The organism is Cardiobacterium hominis (assembly GCF_900637305.1).
Lineage (GTDB): Bacteria > Pseudomonadota > Gammaproteobacteria > Cardiobacteriales > Cardiobacteriaceae > Cardiobacterium > Cardiobacterium hominis.
Genome location: NZ_LR134365.1, coordinates 2,394,569 through 2,410,206 on the forward strand (window position 1 = coordinate 2,394,569; position 15,638 = coordinate 2,410,206).

13 protein-coding genes are annotated in these 15,638 nt (G+C 62.2%); 7 read left to right on the plus strand and 6 right to left on the minus strand.

Annotated elements, in window-relative coordinates; all coding sequences use genetic code 11:
• Window positions 1-85 precede the first annotated feature (85 nt).
• The gene (locus EL199_RS11525; RefSeq protein WP_004143198.1) at window positions 86-985 is read right to left on the minus strand and encodes a helix-turn-helix transcriptional regulator; all 900 of its coding nucleotides are present in this window, start codon (window positions 983-985) and stop codon (window positions 86-88) included.
• A gap of 69 nt (window positions 986-1,054) precedes the next feature.
• Between EL199_RS11525 and EL199_RS11530 the strand changes: the two genes are divergently transcribed.
• From EL199_RS11530 to rnhB, 5 genes are all read left to right on the plus strand, one after another.
• Window positions 1,055-1,978 (plus strand): putative molybdenum carrier protein, encoded by a 924-nt coding sequence (locus tag EL199_RS11530; RefSeq protein ID WP_004143197.1) that lies wholly within the window; start codon window positions 1,055-1,057, stop codon window positions 1,976-1,978.
• Window positions 1,979-2,058: 80 nt separating this feature from the next.
• Window positions 2,059-2,919, plus strand: coding sequence for an SAM-dependent methyltransferase TehB (tehB, locus tag EL199_RS11535; RefSeq protein ID WP_004143195.1), 861 nt, complete (start codon window positions 2,059-2,061; stop codon window positions 2,917-2,919).
• A gap of 71 nt (window positions 2,920-2,990) precedes the next feature.
• On the plus strand, window positions 2,991-4,151 hold the full coding sequence (gene lpxB / locus EL199_RS11540) for a lipid-A-disaccharide synthase (protein ID WP_004143193.1): 1,161 nt from the start codon (window positions 2,991-2,993) through the stop codon (window positions 4,149-4,151).
• A gap of 43 nt (window positions 4,152-4,194) precedes the next feature.
• Window positions 4,195-4,992, plus strand: a complete 798-nt coding sequence (locus EL199_RS11545; protein ID WP_004143191.1) for a CPBP family intramembrane glutamic endopeptidase — start codon at window positions 4,195-4,197, stop codon at window positions 4,990-4,992.
• Window positions 4,989-5,561 carry a ribonuclease HII gene (gene rnhB, locus EL199_RS11550; protein WP_004143189.1) on the plus strand — a complete coding sequence of 191 codons (573 nt, stop codon included), beginning with the start codon at window positions 4,989-4,991 and terminating at the stop codon, window positions 5,559-5,561. The genes EL199_RS11545 and rnhB overlap by 4 nt, the downstream gene beginning before the upstream one ends.
• Window positions 5,562-5,873: 312 nt before the next feature.
• Here rnhB and EL199_RS11555 read toward each other — a convergent pair whose 3' ends face one another.
• The gene (locus EL199_RS11555) at window positions 5,874-6,782 is read right to left on the minus strand and encodes a DMT family transporter (protein WP_004143188.1); all 909 of its coding nucleotides are present in this window, start codon (window positions 6,780-6,782) and stop codon (window positions 5,874-5,876) included.
• Entirely contained in the window at window positions 6,782-10,315 is a 3,534-nt protein-coding gene (gene dnaE, locus EL199_RS11560; protein WP_004143186.1) for a DNA polymerase III subunit alpha, read from the minus strand. The genes EL199_RS11555 and dnaE overlap by 1 nt, the downstream gene beginning before the upstream one ends.
• Window positions 10,316-10,442: 127 nt before the next feature.
• Here dnaE and EL199_RS11565 point away from each other — a divergent pair, with 127 nt between their 5' ends.
• Together EL199_RS11565 and aspA are read left to right on the plus strand one after the other, a co-directional pair.
• Window positions 10,443-11,210: a class I SAM-dependent methyltransferase gene (locus EL199_RS11565; RefSeq protein ID WP_004143183.1), complete on the plus strand. Its 768-nt coding sequence runs from the start codon at window positions 10,443-10,445 to the stop codon at window positions 11,208-11,210.
• A gap of 220 nt (window positions 11,211-11,430) precedes the next feature.
• A complete protein-coding gene (gene aspA, locus EL199_RS11570; protein WP_040356091.1) occupies window positions 11,431-12,828 on the plus strand; it encodes an aspartate ammonia-lyase in 1,398 nt (465 codons plus the stop codon).
• Window positions 12,829-12,968: 140 nt separating this feature from the next.
• On the opposite strand, the gene rnhA is transcribed toward aspA, so the two are convergent.
• From rnhA to EL199_RS11585, 3 genes are all read right to left on the minus strand, one after another.
• Window positions 12,969-13,415 (minus strand): ribonuclease HI, encoded by a 447-nt coding sequence (gene rnhA, locus EL199_RS11575; protein ID WP_004143179.1) that lies wholly within the window; start codon window positions 13,413-13,415, stop codon window positions 12,969-12,971.
• A complete protein-coding gene (gene asd / locus EL199_RS11580; protein WP_004143177.1) occupies window positions 13,412-14,245 on the minus strand; it encodes an archaetidylserine decarboxylase in 834 nt (277 codons plus the stop codon). Before asd ends, rnhA begins: the two co-directional genes overlap by 4 nt.
• Before the next feature lie 142 nt (window positions 14,246-14,387).
• Entirely contained in the window at window positions 14,388-15,554 is a 1,167-nt protein-coding gene (locus EL199_RS11585) for a phosphoglycerate kinase (protein ID WP_004143176.1), read from the minus strand.
• Window positions 15,555-15,638 lie beyond the last annotated feature (84 nt).

Here is a 15,638-nt window from a genome sequence, read left to right on the forward strand (position 1 = left end):
AAGTTACGGCTTTGCGCTTTATAGCGATACACCGAAAGTTTCAGACAAGGCGCGCTGCCGAAGATAGTACGCAGTATAAATGGGTTTATGCCTGCTGCGGCTGGTATCCCGGCGCGAGGGCGGCGCTTTCCACGCCGTAAAGCGTTAGCGGGTCGGCAAGCCAGAGGCGGTAGGGCTCGTCGGTGAGGCGGTGGTCAGGCGAGCAGTCTACGCCCCAACGTTGCAGCATGTAACCGGCAACGGCGGCGCGGCTGCGCAGTTGCAGGGCGTCGCCCGTCATGCCGTAGTCCATGCGGACGATTTCCGGACGCGTCAGGCGTGGATGTGGCACGAGGGTCAGCTCAACGATGCGCGTCCATTGGATATCGTTTTCTGCCAATTCATGCGCTTGCGGCGCTTCATCAAGCAGCTTCGGCGCTTCGATGCGGCTGATGACGAAGTCGCGGAAGCCGTTGCGTTTGCGGTCGTAGGCGCGCACATGCCAGCGCAAGCCGGTATCGACCAGCGCGAAGGGGACGATGACGCGCTGCGTTTTGCCGCTCGTCATTGAATAGTAGCGGATGACAAGCAGGCGTTTGCCATAAATGGCGCGGCAGACCGGCGCCAGTACGTGCAGCGGCGGTTGGCTTAAAACCGCAGGTGATTCGCAGGGCAAAAGCGGTGCGCTGGGCGCGCCCAGGCCGTCGCCAAAGCCTTGTGCCAATGCGCTCAAGACGCGCTGCGGCGCGTGCGTGAACAGCGGCTGGAAGGCGTCGCCGATGCGATAGATTTTGCCGCTACTGTCGAAGCTGAGGTTTTGCGGTGCGAATTCGCGATAAAGCGCCAAATCGCGGGTTGCGCCCGCCGGGGCGACGCCAAAGCGCGTCATCAAATCAGGGCGGCCAATCTCGCCGAAGAAGTAGAGACGGAAATCAATATAGGCGAGGCGTTCGCGCTGCGCCTGGTTCAGCGTTTCTAAGGATAGGGGCTGTGGTTCGTTTGTCATTCGCTACGTTAGTTAATCATTTTGATGATATTATGCGTACAATTTCGATAGATGACAAGGAGAAGAAAGATGAGCGAAACGGGAACCTCCGCGTTTGTGCCCGTGCTTACCGTGATGGTGGATTACGGCAATGCGCCGTTTTTGTGGCTGGTTGAGCGCCCTGATCAGGGTGGCGTCGGCGGGATGCTCTGCGAGAGTGGCGGTTGGGAAGATTACTACCCGATGAGCGAAGCGCTGTGGTGCAAGTTCGCCATTTGGGCTATTTCCTTTGCGCGGATGCCGCTTTACATGATCCATAGCGACAATGACCACTGGGACTGGATCGCCTTCCACGCGCGTGGGCTGCAACTGGCGCGCGAGCTGAAAGCAGAAGTCGGCGACGCCTACCGCGTGGTTTACGAAAAACCGGCAGAAGACCCGAATAGCAGCCTTGACGAACGGCGCGAGGTGCTCGCTGATGGTTCTTTACAAGCGCTGCCGTACCCTGCCAGCCGCCAACCGCTACTCTTCTGCGAACGCATCATTTCCGGCGGGCAGACCGGGGCGGACCGGGCGGCGCTGGATTTTGCTGCTCGACCATATAGCCACTATTTGCATGGTGGCTGGGCGCCGCAGGGGCGCGAAGCGGAGGACGGCTGCATTCCGCTGAAATACCAGCTGACGGAGTTACCCGCAGGAGGCTACCGCCAGCGCACCCGTCGCAACGTCGAAGACAGCGACGGCACCTTGATTGTGAATATGGGCGAGCTAGACGGCGGCACGCTCGCCACCAAAATCTTCGCGGAAAAGGCGGGCAAGCCGCATTACGTCGCGCAGGTCGATGATGAGGCGACGGACGAAATGGCAGCCAGCGTCCTCGCCTGGCTACGCGCGCACCACATTAAAACGCTGAACGTCGCCGGGCCGCGCGAAAGCAAACGGCCGGGAATTTATCAGCAAACCACGGCATTGCTGGAAGCCGTTGATAAAGCCTTGTTTGAGGACGTGCCGTAATGGCCGATATTCTGGTAGTTTAGTGATATAGACTGTTCTCCCTTGACCCACTATCCCTTTTCAACCCGCCGGAGACTCCGATGACCACACTCATTCCCTACAAAACCATGCCTGTCTGGGACAAAAACACCATCCCCGCCGCCGTCACCAACCAGCACAACACCCAGGCAGGCACCTGGGGCAAGCTACGCGTGCTGGCGGGCAGGCTCAAATTCCGCGAACTCACCGAAGACGGCGCAACCACCGCTGAACACATCCTCACCCCGGAAAGCGGCGTCTGGACGATCTACCCGCAGCAATGGCACCGCGTGGAAATGCTCGACGACGACACGCAAATGCAGCTCGAATTTCACTGCGAACCCGCCGACTACTTCCACAAAAAATACGGCATGACCCGCACCCATTCGGCAGTCGTCGCCGCAAACGAAACCGTGCCGCCCGGTAAAGCGCTGGATCTCGGTTGCGGGCAGGGGCGCAACGCGCTCTACCTGGCGCTTGCCGGACATGAAGTCACCGCCAGCGACTACAACCCCGGCGCCGCGGAAGGCGTCGCCCGCCTCGCCGCGCAGGAAAACCTCACCGTGCGCGCCGAGACCTACGACATCAACACTGCCGCTCTTGACGAAGATTACGACTACATCGTCGCCACCGTCGTCTTCATGTTCCTGGACCCCGAGCGCGTCCCCGCCATCCTCGCCGACATGCAGGCACACACCAACCCCGGCGGCTACAACCTCATCGTCGCGGCGATGAATACTGCCGACTACCCCTGCCAGATGCCGTTCTCGCATACCTTCCGCGAAGGCGAACTGCGCGACTGCTACGCCGGCTGGGAATTCATCACCTACGAAGAAGCGCCAGGCAACATGCACGCCACAGACGCGCAAGGCAATCCCATCCGCCTCAAATTCGTCACCATGCTGGCGAAGAAGCCGGAATAAGAGCCTGTTTAGCCTTCGGTGTAATTGCATTTTTCGCCCCTAGCTAAATATTCAATAGACGCCAAAAAACCATGACCGCAAAACCCCTGCACATCGCCCTGCTCGCGGGCGAAACCTCCGGCGACCTCCTCGGCGCACCGCTCCTCGCTGCCCTGCGCGAACGCCTGCCCGATGCGCGCTTCAGCGGCGTCGGTGGCGCGGCGATGCAGGCGGCGGGGCTTACTTCGCTCATCGACATGAACCGCCTCGCGGTGATGGGGCTGGTCGAGGTGTTGCGCCACCTGCCGGACATCCTCGCCGCGCAGAAATCGCTGCTTGCCCATTGGGCGGACGACCTGCCGGACGTGTTCATCGGCATCGACGCCCCCGATTTCAACCTGCGCATCGCCCGCGCCCTGCACGCGCGCGGCGTGAATACGGTGCATTACGTCAGCCCGTCGCTGTGGGCATGGAAAGAAAAGCGCATCCACAAAATTCGCCGCTGCATTGACCTCATGCTCTGCCTCTTTCCGTTTGAAACGGCGGTGTATGACAAACACGGCGTGCCCGCGGTCTGCGTCGGCCACCCGCTGCGCGACCGCCTGCAACCGGTCGCCGCAAGCGATGCCCGCGCCGCGCTCGCTCTGCCGCAGGACGCGCCCATTCTCGGCATTTTCCCCGGTTCGCGTCGTGGTGAAATCCGGCGGCTGTTGCCCGTTTTCCTGCAAACTTACGAGCGACTGAAAGCGGACAACCCCGCACTGCATGCCGTCCTCTCGCTACGCCACCCGCCGGACGCGGCAAGCGCCTCGCTGCTCGCCCGCCTGCCCGACCTGCACCAGCTGGATGCCGACAGCGCCGCGCTGATGTCTGCCAGCGACGCGCTGCTGCTCGCCAGCGGCACCATCACCCTGGAAGCGGCGCTACTGGCACGGCCGATGGTGGTCGCCTACCGCGTTCATCCAGTGAGCGCCGCCATCGCGCGCGCGCTGCGTCTTTTGAAAATCAACCGCTTCTCCCTGCCGAACCTGCTCGCCGGCGCGGACATCGTGCCGGAGTGCATGCAGGAAGAATGCAACCCGCCGCGCCTTGCCGCCGAACTCACGCCGCTGCTCGCGAACGCCCCCGCCGCTGCCGCACAACGCGCAGCACTTGCCGCAGTCGCCGCGCAGTTGCCCGCCAACGTCTCGGCGCGCGCGGCAGAAGCCATCATCGCGCAGTTCTGCCTGAATGAGGTGCGGACTACGCCGTAACCGCCCGCACACTACCCATCCACCCCAACCACGGAGATCGCCCATGACCACCAAACCCGCCCACCCCTGGCAATACTTCCTGCTGGTGTACCTGATGAGCACGCCGTTCTGGCTCATCGCCGGCAGCATCCCGCGCGGCGGCCTGCCCGACAATCTGCCGCTGACCGACATCGGCGCGGCGCTCACCCCGACTATCGCCGCCCTCATCCTGCGTTACCGCGAAGGCGGCGGCGTGGCCGTGCGACAGCTGCTGGCGCGCGCCCATGACTACCATCGCATCACCACGCGGCGCTGGCTCGCCTTCGCCATCCTCCTCTTTCCGGCACTCTACCTGCTCACCTGGCTGGCGATGCGCGCCGTCGGGTTGCCGGTACCGCTGCCCGCCGCTCCTGCGCCCGCGCTGCTGCTGGCCGTCGCCGTCTTCTACTTCGCCGCCATCGTCGAAGAACTCGGTTACACCGCCTACGCCACCGATGCTCTGCAACAGCGCTACAACCCGCTCGCCACCGCGCTCATCATCGGCATCCCGTGGGCGCTGTGGCATCTGCGCTCGATGATCCAAATCGGCCAGTCGCCCGCGCTTATCCTCTGGGGGCTGGCGGGCACCGTCGCCGTGCGCGTCATTTACGTCTGGCTGTACAACCGCGCTGGGCGTGCCGTTGCCATTCTCATCCTCTGCCACACCATCGCCAACACCGCGCGCACCGCCTACCCCGGTGGCCGCGCCGCCTACGAACTGGGCGACGGTGCCATCTCCTACGGCATCATCATCGCCGCCGCGCTGCTCATCCTCGCCACCAACTGGCGCGACATGACCAGCCACCCCGGAGCATCGGCATGATTGCCGGGGTGGACGAAGCCGGACGCGGCGCGCTGGTTGGCAACGTCATCGCCGCCGCCGTCATCCTGCCTGCAAGTTACGAGCTGCCCGACCTCACCGATAGCAAGAAGTTAAGCGCCCGCCAACGCGAAGCGCTCTACGCCGCCATCACCGCGCAGGCCGTCGCCTGGAGCGCCGCTGCGGCAACGCCTGCCGAAATCGACACGCTCAATATTCACCACGCGACGCTGCTTGCCATGCAACGCGCCCTCGCTGCGCTCAATCCGCCACCGTCGCAGGCGCTAATTGACGGCAAATTCACCCCGACGCTTGCCATTCCCGCCCGCGCCATTGTCGGTGGAGATGCCAGCGAGGCCTGCATTGCCGCCGCTTCCATCATCGCCAAGGTCACGCGCGACCGCGAAATGCTGGCGCTGGAGGCGCGCTATCCCGGCTACGGTTTCGCCACGCACAAGGGCTACGGCACCCAGGCGCACCTTGCCGCCCTCGCCCGCCTCGGCGCGACGCCGGAACACCGCCGCAGTTATGCGCCGGTGCGGGCGGTCGTCGCGCAGGGAACGTTGTTTTAAGCGCGGATGCGCTAGGGGGCTGTTGGCAATTTGGATCCCCCTCCCCCGCGGAGCGGGGGAGGGTCAGGGCTCCCCTTGAAAAAGGCGAATGCCTTTTTCAAGGGAACCCGGGGAGAGGGTGTGAAAAATCGCGTAGCGACGGCATTATTCAAAATGAAGTAGTCCTCTAAACGTATATTGTCATGCGAAGTTTGTTTATCCCTGCCCTCACCCCAACCCCTCTCCCAGAGGGAGAGGGGCTTATCCACGGAAATGCAAACACGCCCTAAGAAAAACGCCGCATCATGCGGCGTTTGTTCGTTGCAGGCGGCGTTATGCGCGCCGTCCGCTTTGCATCAGCAGCATGCCGCAGACGGTGAGTGTGCCTCCGGCGACCAGCGACAGGGTGAGCGGTTCATGCAGCCACAGTGCGGCGATGAGTACGGCAAAGACAGGGATGAGCGTCATGTACGCGGCGGTGCTGCCTGCGCCGAGGGCGGCGATGCCTTCGAAATACCAGAGGTAGGCGAGCAGGGTCGCGCCGAAGGACAGCGCCAGCAGGATGAGCCAGATGGATGGCGCAATGTGTGCGAGGCTCGCCCAGGCGGCCGTGCCTTCTGCGGCAAGGCTGACTGCGAGCAGCATCACGCCGCCGATGAGGGCGGTGGCGGTGGTGGCGGTAAGCGCATCTATGCCGGTCAGCACGCGCCGCCCGATGAGTGAGTAGCTGACCCAGCAGAAGACGCAGCCGAAAATCAGGTATTCGCCCGTGCCAAGCGCGCCGAGGAGCAGCAAGGGGTTGCCGCGCGCGGCGACGATGAGCGAGCCGCCCACCGCCAGTATCATGCCGCCGAGGATGCGGCGGTTGAGCCGTTCGCCAAACAGCCACGCCGCACCGAGCATGATGAGCGCCGGGTTGATGGAGAAGATGACGGCGGCGCGTCCGGCGCCGATATGGCGCAGGCCGAGCATGAAGAAGATGGCGTAACCGCTGACGCCGCAGGCGGCGGCGAGCGCAAGTCCCGCCCATTGGCGGCGGTTGAGGGCGGTGAGCGCGCGCAGCCGGTCGCGATGGTACAGCCACAGCAGCAGGAAAACGGTGGATATCAGGAAGCGCAGGCTGGCGGCGGTGAGCGGCGGCATCGCCTGGGCGACGATGCGTCCCCACGTCCATGCCGCGCCCCAGATAAGCGCCATGCCGAGCAGTTGTGCGTGGATGCGCCAGTGTGGTGCGTGGTTCATCAGTAATGTCTCCGTACTTGCGGCGCTGCCAGGAGCGTTTGCAGGCGCAGCAGGTTGTCGTGGTCAATGCGGTAGGCGGCGGGCAGGTGCAGGCGGCCTTGGGCATTGATGCTTGTGTTTTGCAGGGTGATGCTGATGCGCGCGCCGTGTGTGTCTTCCAGCGGCGCGAGGGTTTCTTGTAGTGTCTGCCAGATGTTATCGGCAAGCGCTTCGGCATTGACGGTGAAGTCCAGTTTTTGCAGCAGTTCGTAGCGCGCGTCGTAGTAGTCGTGGATGGTTTCGGCGTTGATGCGCCATTCTTCTTTGTAGTAGTTGTAGTCGGCTTTGCCGTGGATGATGAGGATGTTGTCCGCCTTGCAGAGGTCTTTGTAGGCCTCCGCCGCTTTGCCGAAGACGCCGATTTCCTGCCGTCCGCTGCGGTCGTCGATGGTGAGGAATATCATCGGGTTGCCGTTTTTTTTGCTGACCATGCTACGCGCCTCTATCACCACGCCGGCGAGGATGACTTCGATGCTGTCGCCGCGTCGCGTTGGCCGCTGCCAGTTTTCCATGTTTTCTTGCAGTTGCGCGAGGTTGCGGCCGCGGCTGATTTGCAGCAGGGTGTCGCGCGCCTCGTCTATCGGGTGGGCGCTGAGGAAGAGGCCCAGCGTTTGTTTTTCTTCGGCCAGCGTTTGCCGCAAATCCCAGGCTTCTTCTGGGTTCATGATGAGGCTCGGCGGCTGGTCACGGCTGCTGTCGCCAAAGAGGCCGAACATGTCGCCCTGTCCCTGGTGGCGGTTGCGGTGGTGCTGTTCGGCCAGTTTGATGGCTTGTTCGACGGCGGCAAAGAGCGCGCCGCGGTTCGGCTCGATGTTGTCAAAGGAGCCGGCGCGGATGAGGGTTTCGAGGGTTTTGCGGTTGAGTTTTTTGAGGTCGAGGCGGCGGCAGAGGTCTTCGAGCGAGGTGTAGTCGCCGTTTTTTGCGCGCTCTTCGAGGAGGATGTTGATGGCCGCTTCGCCCACGCCTTTGACCGCGCCCAAGCCGTAGATGATTTCGCCGCGCTCGCTGACGGTGAAGGTGTATTGCGAGCGGTTGATGCAGGGCGGGATGACGGTCAGCCCCATGTCGCGCGCTTCGTTGATGAAGCGGACGATTTTGTCGATTTTCTCGATTTCCGAGGTGAGTACCGCCGCCATCAGCTCCGCCGGGTAGTGCGCTTTCAGCCAGGCGGTTTGGTAGGAGAGCAGCGCGTAGGCGGCGGAGTGCGATTTGTTGAAGCCGTATTCGGCGAATTTCGCCATGAGATCAAAGATGTCGGTCGCCTGTTTTTCCGGCACGCCGCGCTCCACCGCGCGGCTGACGAAGATGTCTTTGTTGCGCGCCATTTCTTCGGCTTTCTTTTTGCCCATCGCGCGGCGCAGGTTGTCCGCTTCGCCCAAGCTGTAGTTGGCGAGTTTTTGCGCGACTTGCATGACTTGTTCTTGGTAAACCATGACGCCGTAGGTGGTTTGCAGGATGCCTTCGAGGTCGGGGTGCGGGTACTCGACTTCGGCGAGGCCGTGTTTGCGGTTGATGAAATCATCCACCATGCCGGAGCCGAGCGGGCCGGGGCGGAAGAGGGCGACGAGGGCGATGATGTCTTCGAAGGTATCCGGGCGCAGTTTGCGGATGAGTTCTTTCATGCCGCTGGATTCGAGCTGGAAGACGGCGGTGGTGCGCGTCGATTGCAGCAGGGCGTAGGTTTGCGGGTCGTCGAGCGGCAGGGTGGCGATGTCCAGCGGCGGCTGACCTTCACGCGTGCGGCGGGCGTTGATGTGGCCGAGCGCCCAGTCGATGACGGTCAGGGTGCGCAGGCCGAGGAAGTCGAATTTGACCAGCCCCATCGCTTCGATGTCGTCTTTGTCGAATTGGGTGGCGATGCCCGCGCCCGCGCTTTCGCTGTAGAGCGCGGAGAAGTCGGTGAGTTTGGTCGGCGCGATGACCACGCCGCCCGCGTGTTTGCCGACGTTGCGCGCCAGCCCTTCCAGTTGCAGGCCGATGTCGATGATGTCGCGCATTTCTTCGTCTTTTTCGTAGAGCTCCTGCATCGCTTCCGAGCGCAGCTCCGGCTTGTCCTGGCTTTTCGTGCTGCGGCCGAGCGCGTCCGGCAGGGTGATGCCGAGGACGGGCGGCACGGTGGCGACCAGTTTATCGACCACCGGATAGGGCACGCCGAGGACGCGGCCCACGTCGCGCAACACCGCCTTCGCCGCCATCGTGCCGTGCGTGGCGATTTGCGAGACGCGCTGCGCGCCGTATTTGTGCGAGACGTATTCGATGACTTCGTCGCGCCGCTCCATGCAGAAATCGACGTCGAAGTCGGGCATGGAAACGCGCTCCGGGTTCAAAAAGCGTTCGAAGAAGAGGTCGTAGGCGAGCGGGTCAAGGTCGGTGATTTTCAGCGCGTAGGCAACGAGCGAGCCCGCGCCCGAACCGCGTCCGGGGCCGACCGGGATATCGTGGTCTTTCGCCCACTGGATGAAGTCGGCGACGATGAGGAAGTAACCGGGGAAACCCATCTGGTTGATGACGCCCAGCTCGATGGCGAGGCGTTCGTCATACGGCGCGCGCTTGGCGGCGCGTTCCGCCTCGTCGGGGAAAAGCTGCGCGAGGCGCAATTCCAGTCCGCTTTTCGCGCTGTCAATAAGGAACGTTTCAATATTGACGCCGTCCGGTAGCGGGAAATCGGGCAGGTAGTTTTTGCCCAGCGTCAGCTCCAGATTGCAGCGGGCGGCGACCGCATGCGTGTTGGCGAGAATCTGCGGCGCGTCGGCAAAGCGCTCCGCCATCACCGCATCGCTGGTGAAGTGGTATTTCTGCGTGAAATAGCGCGGGCGCTTGTCGTCGGCGCGCAGCCAGCCGTTGCTGATGCAGACGCGCACCTCGTGCACGTCGTAATCGTCCGCCGTCGGGAAACAGGCGAGGTTGGTGGCAACGGCGGCGATACCCAGTTTGCGTCCGGCGTCGCGGCACCAGTCGAAATACTCCGCCTCGCCCGGCTGGCCGTGCCGCGCCAGTTGCAGATAGTAGCGGTCGGGGAAAATGCCCTGCCAGAAGGCGGCGCGTTTTTCCGCGCCCTGCGCATCGCGGCGGCGAAGAAAACGCGCCAAATCGCCGTCAATACCGCCGGAAAGCGCAATCAGTCCCTCGCATTGTGTGGGCGTGAAGCGCTCGATATGCACCGCCACGCCCTGATGGTCCTGGTCGTACTGATAGGCGAAGCTGACCAGCTCGCACAAATGAATGAAGCCCTTGAGATTTTGCGCGAGCAGAATCAGTTGGTTATCGGTGCCGTCGCTGTCGCGCACGGTGAGGTCGCAGCCGAGAATCGGCTTGATGCCCGCCGCCCGCGCCTTCTTATAGAACTTGAGCGCACCGTAGAGATTGTTGCGGTCGGTCAGCGCAATCGCTTCCGCGCCCTGGCTTTTGGCAAAATCGACGATTTCGCCAACGCGCAAGATACTGTCGCTCAAGGAAAATTCGCTGTGGATGTGCAGATGGGTCAGGGCATTCATGATTCAAATATCGCGGTCAAAAAAGAGGGCGTAGCTTAGCGGTAAACGCGGCGGGATGCCATGCGCGACGTGCATCCGGGTTCTATGCGAAAATCGCGGGCATCCACACACCAGAGACGCAAAAACCATGAGCCAATTCCAAAACGCCAACGCCTACGAGCGCTACATGAGCGGCTGGAGCCGCGCCGCCGGTACGCAATTTCTCGACTGGCTGGCGCTGCCGCCCGGACTGCGCTGGCTGGACGTCGGTTGCGGTAGCGGCGCCTTTACCGCACTACTTGCCGAACGCGCCGCCCCCACCGAACTGCACGGCCTTGACTGCTCGCCCGATATGCTCGCCTACGCCCAAAGCCGTCTGCCCGCCCACGTGCAACTGCATACAGGCGACGCCACCGCCCTGCCCTTCCCTGCCGCCTGTTTCGACGCCGCTGTCATGCCGCTGGTCATCGTCTTTCTGGACGACGCCGCGCGGGCGGTTGCGGAAATGCGGCGCGTCGTCCGCCCCGGCGGCATGGTCGCCACTTACATTTGGGATTTGCCGCAGGGTTTCCCCTACTACACCGCCTTTGCCATTTTGCGCGAGATCGGCGTCCTGCCCGACCGCGCCGCGCCAGACGAAAGCACCGCGCTACCGCAGTTGCAGGCGCTGTGGCAAGCAGCGGGACTGCAAGCGGTCACCACCGCCGCCTTTGCCGTCCACCAGCGTTATCCCGATTTTGCCGCTTACTGGCAGGCCTTGCAGGACAGCGCCAGCATCGGCGCGCGCCTCGCCGCACTTTCCGATGCCGCTAGACACGACGTGCGCGACGCGCTGCGCAGCCGCCTGCCCACCGCCGCCGACGGCAGCATCACCATCAACGCCCGCGCCCATGCGGTGCGCGGCATTAACCGGTAACCCCACGGCGTCCCATGAACTACCGCATCCGCCGCCTCATTAGCAAATTCCGCAAAAACCTCGCCTGAACCACACCACCGACCAGCCAACGCGCCGCCGTTGGCTTTTTTCTGTCCGCTTTGCCGCCGGATTAGAGAAAAACCACAGAAAACTGCGGAAAATCACAAACTATCCACAGATGAAAGTGTTAAAATACACAAAACCTAACAGGAGACACCTCATGACAGCAACACGACGTGAACACGACTTACTCGGCGAACGCGACGTCCCCGCCGACGCCTACTACGGCATCCAGACCCTGCGCGCCCTGGAAAACTTCAACATCACCGGCGTGCACCTTGACCAGTTCAGCACCTTCATCAACGCCTTCGCACAAGTGAAAAAAGCCGCCGCCCTCGCCAACCACGAAGTCGGCGCGCTGGACGGCAAAATCAAAGACGCCATCGTCGCTGCCTGCGACGAAATCATCAGCGGCAAACTGCACGATCAGTTCCTGGTGGACATGATCCAGGGCGGGGCGGGCACCTCCACCAACATGAACGCCAACGAAGTCATCGCCAACCGTGCCCTGGAAATCCTCGGCCACAAAAAAGGCGAATACGACTACTGCCACCCGAATAACCACGTCAACAAATCGCAGTCCACCAACGACGCCTACCCGACTGCGCTGCACGTCGCCCTTGACGGCTACATCGAACGCCTCATCGGCTCGCTGCAAAAACTGCACGACAGCTTCGCGCGCAAGAGCCGCGAATTCGGCGACAAACTGAAAATGGGCCGCACCCACCTGCAAGACGCCGTACCGATGACCGCCGGGCAAGAATTCAACGCCTTCGCGACCATGATTGCGACCGAAATCGAGCGTCTGGACGAACCGCGCCGCCGCCTCTACGAAATGAACATGGGCGCGACCGCCATCGGCACCGGCCTGAACGCACCAGCCGGCTACATCCCCGCCTGCGCACGCCATCTCGCCGCCGTCACCGGCAAACCCTACAAAACCGCGCAAGACCTCATCCAGGCAACGCAGGATACCAGCGGCTACGTCCACCTCTCCGGCAACCTGCGCCTGATTGCCACCCGCCTCTCAAAAATCGCCAACGACCTGCGCTTCCTCAGCTCCGGTCCGCGCGCAGGGCTGGCGAACTACATCCTGCCGGACAGACAACCGGGCAGCTCCATCATGCCGGGCAAAATCAACCCGGTCATCCCCGAAGTTGTGAACCAGACCTGCTTCCACGTCATGGGCATAGACCACAGCATCGCGCTTGCCTCCGAAGCGGGACAACTGCAACTGAACGTGTTTGAGCCGGTCATCACCTTCAACCTCTTTACCGCGATGGTCATGCTTTCCCGCGCCTGCGAAACCTTCGCCGAAAAATGCATTGACGGCATACAGCTCAACGAAGCCCACTGCCGCGAACAAGTGCTGTCCAACATCGGCCTCGTTACCGCGCTCAACCCCTACATCGGCTACGAAAAATCCTCCGACGTCGCCAAAACCGCAAAACGCACCGGCGGCTCGGTGTACGACATCGTGCTGGAAAAAGGCTATCTCAGCAAAGACGAGCTGGAAAAAATCATCGCGCCGGAAAACATGGTCTATCCGAAAAAATGACGGGCGCTGATGCGCTACAGACAGAAACGGGCATCGTGAGATGCCCGTTTTTATGCATGCAATATAGCTATCTATAGCAATCCTCCGAAAACCTCATACGGTGTTTCGTTGCTGGGGGTTATAGGGTGCGCCAAGGCGCCCTACCCCTTCGCCCTTAATTCCGCAATCGCCTCGTTGGCGAGCTGGTCGGCCATTTCATTGCCGGGATGGCCGCTGTGGCCTTTGATCCATTGCCACTCGATTTGGTGCTGCGCCACCAGCGCGTCCAGCGCCTGCCAGAGATCAACGTTTTTCACCGCCTTTTTGTCGGCGGTTTTCCAGCCGTTGCGCTTCCAGCCCGCAAGCCATTGGGTAATGCCGTTTTTCACGTAGCTGCTGTCGGTCGTCAGCACAATCGGGCAGGCGCGCTTCACCGCGCGCAGCGCTTCGATGGCGGCGGTCAGCTCCATACGGTTGTTAGTGGTCATCGCTTCCGCGCCGTTTAGCGTCTTGCGGTGTTCGCCGTAACACATCAGCACGCCCCAGCCGCCGATGCCAGGGTTGCCCTTGCAGGCGCCGTCGGTATAAATGAGGAGCGGCGTGCTCACAGCGTCTCCGCGATGGCTTCGCCCATGCGGATTTTCGCGGCGCGTTCCAGCACGTCGCGTTTCCAGCCGAGCACGTCTTTTTCAAAGAACAAAATCACGGTTGAGCCGAGGTTGAAGCGGCCGATTTCCGCGCCTTTGGCGAAGCGGCGGTCTTCCGTGCCGTAGTCGTAAAGGTTGCGGCTGCCGCGGTCATGCAGCTCGCCCTGCCACACCGTTTCGATGCTGCTGACGTTGAGCGCACCGACCATCACCAGCGCCATCTTGCCAAACGGCGTTTCAAAGAGGCAGACGGCGCGCTCGTTGCCGCTGAAAATGCCGGGGATGCGATCGAGCAGCGACAGCGACACGCTGTGTTTGTCGCCGGGACAAAAACGCATGGCGAGCAGGCGGCCGTCGCAGGGCATATGGATGCGGTGGTAGTCATCCGGGGCGAGGTAGAGCGTCGCCGTGCTGCCACCGGCGAAAGCGTCCGCCCATTCGCGGCTGCCGAGCAGCGCCTCGACGCTGTACGGCAGGCCTTTCGCCTGCAAGGTCATGCCGTCCTGCACCGCGCCATAATGCGCGCAGCGGCCATCGACCGGACTGACGATGGCGGCGTTGTCCGCATCTATCGGGCGCGCGCCTGCTGCCAGCGCGCGGGTGAAAAAGTCGTTCAGCGTCGCGTAGGCGTAGGGATCTTTTTCCGCGGCAAAGTCGGTATTGGCGCCGGTGATTTTCGTGTAGGCACGGATGATGGCGTTTTTCAAAAAGCGTGTTTTTACCCGCGCCAGGCGGTACATCACGGCGCTGGATAAACGCCGCGGAATCAAGGTGTAAAGATGGATATTCATGGCTGTTCCTTGCGGTAAAAAACGCCGCGCAGTGTAGCGTTAAACCGGTGGGTGTACCACATCCGCATGTTGCCGTTTTGTTCGTATCCGCTTGCATAAAAAAACCGCAGCGGGGCTGCGGTTTTGGGCTTGGCGCGGCGGTTTAGTAGGCGCCGAGGATGTCAAGGCCGGGCAGTTTTTTGCCTTCGAGGTATTCGAGCATGGAGCCGCCGCCGGTGGAGATGTAGTCCACTTTGTCTTCAATGCCGAATTGGCCGATGGCCGCGATGGTATCGCCGCCGCCGGCGAAGGTGAAGCCGGGGCAGGCGGCAATCGCGGCGGAGAGCGCTTTGGTGCCTGCGGCAAACGGCGCCATTTCAAAGACGCCAACCGGGCCGTTCCAGACGACAGTTTTCATCTCGGCGATGACGCGCGCGTAGTTTTCGGCGGTTTTCGGGCCGATGTCCAGGATCATTTCGTTGTCGGCGACGTCTGCTACCGCTTTGACGGTGGCTTTGGCGTCAGCGGAGAATTCGGTCGCGACGACGACGTCCACCGGCAGCGGGATGTTCACGCCACGTGCGCGGGCGCTATCCAGCATGACTTTGGCATCGTTCAGGAGGTCGGGTTCGTAGAGCGAGGCGCCGACGTTGATGCCTTCGGCCGCGAGGAAGGTGTTGGCGATGCCGCCGCCGGGGATGAGGGTATCGACTTTTTCGAGCAGGGACTGGAGGACGAGCAGTTTGGTCGAGACTTTGGAGCCGCCAACGATAGCGAGCAGCGGGCGCGCCGGGTTTTTGACGATTTTTTCCAGCGCTTCAACTTCTTGTTGGACGAGCAGGCCGGCAACGGCGGTTTTGGCTTTTTCGGCAACGCCGTAGGTGGAGGCCTGGGCGCGGTGGACGACGCCGAAGCCGTCACTGACGAAAACGTCGCACAGCGCAGCGTATTTTTCGGCAAGCGCCGGGTCGTTTTTCTTTTCGCCTTTGTTAAAGCGGCAGTTTTCCAGCATGACGATGTCGCCAGCGGCAACGGCCGGGGCTTTGTCAAGGTAGTCTTTGATGAGCGGCACGTTTTTGCCGAGCAGGTTGCCGAGGTAGGCGGCGACGGGGGCGAGGCTGAAGGCTTCGTCGTATTCGCCTTCGGTCGGGCGACCCAGGTGCGCCATGATCATCACGGCGCCGCCGTGGTCGAGGACGTAGCGGATGGTCGGCAGCGCTGCCTGGATGCGGGCATCGCTGGTGATTTTGCCGTCTTTGAGCGGCACGTTGAGATCCAGCCGCATCAGGACACGTTTGCCGTTTACGTCGATTTCGCTAAGTTTTTTCATGGTTGTTCTCCTCAAGGGATTAGTGGGTGAAGGAGTGGTGGTTTTGGGGTTTGGTTTGTTTTAGCCCTCACCCCAACTCCTCTC

Bases quoted from the DNA above. Each gene is read 5' to 3' on its own strand.
- EL199_RS11525 (WP_004143198.1), bottom strand. From the start codon at position 985: ATGACAAACGAACCACAGCCCCTATCCTTAGAAACGCTGAACCAGGCG.
- EL199_RS11530 (WP_004143197.1), top strand. From the start codon at position 1,055: ATGAGCGAAACGGGAACCTCCGCGTTTGTGCCCGTGCTTACCGTGATG.
- tehB (WP_004143195.1), top strand. From the start codon at position 2,059: ATGACCACACTCATTCCCTACAAAACCATGCCTGTCTGGGACAAAAAC.
- lpxB (WP_004143193.1), top strand. From the start codon at position 2,991: ATGACCGCAAAACCCCTGCACATCGCCCTGCTCGCGGGCGAAACCTCC.
- EL199_RS11545 (WP_004143191.1), top strand. From the start codon at position 4,195: ATGACCACCAAACCCGCCCACCCCTGGCAATACTTCCTGCTGGTGTAC.
- rnhB (WP_004143189.1), top strand. From the start codon at position 4,989: ATGATTGCCGGGGTGGACGAAGCCGGACGCGGCGCGCTGGTTGGCAAC.
- EL199_RS11555 (WP_004143188.1), bottom strand. From the start codon at position 6,782: ATGAACCACGCACCACACTGGCGCATCCACGCACAACTGCTCGGCATG.
- dnaE (WP_004143186.1), bottom strand. From the start codon at position 10,315: ATGAATGCCCTGACCCATCTGCACATCCACAGCGAATTTTCCTTGAGC.
- EL199_RS11565 (WP_004143183.1), top strand. From the start codon at position 10,443: ATGAGCCAATTCCAAAACGCCAACGCCTACGAGCGCTACATGAGCGGC.
- aspA (WP_040356091.1), top strand. From the start codon at position 11,431: ATGACAGCAACACGACGTGAACACGACTTACTCGGCGAACGCGACGTC.
- asd (WP_004143177.1), bottom strand. From the start codon at position 14,245: ATGAATATCCATCTTTACACCTTGATTCCGCGGCGTTTATCCAGCGCC.
- EL199_RS11585 (WP_004143176.1), bottom strand. From the start codon at position 15,554: ATGAAAAAACTTAGCGAAATCGACGTAAACGGCAAACGTGTCCTGATG.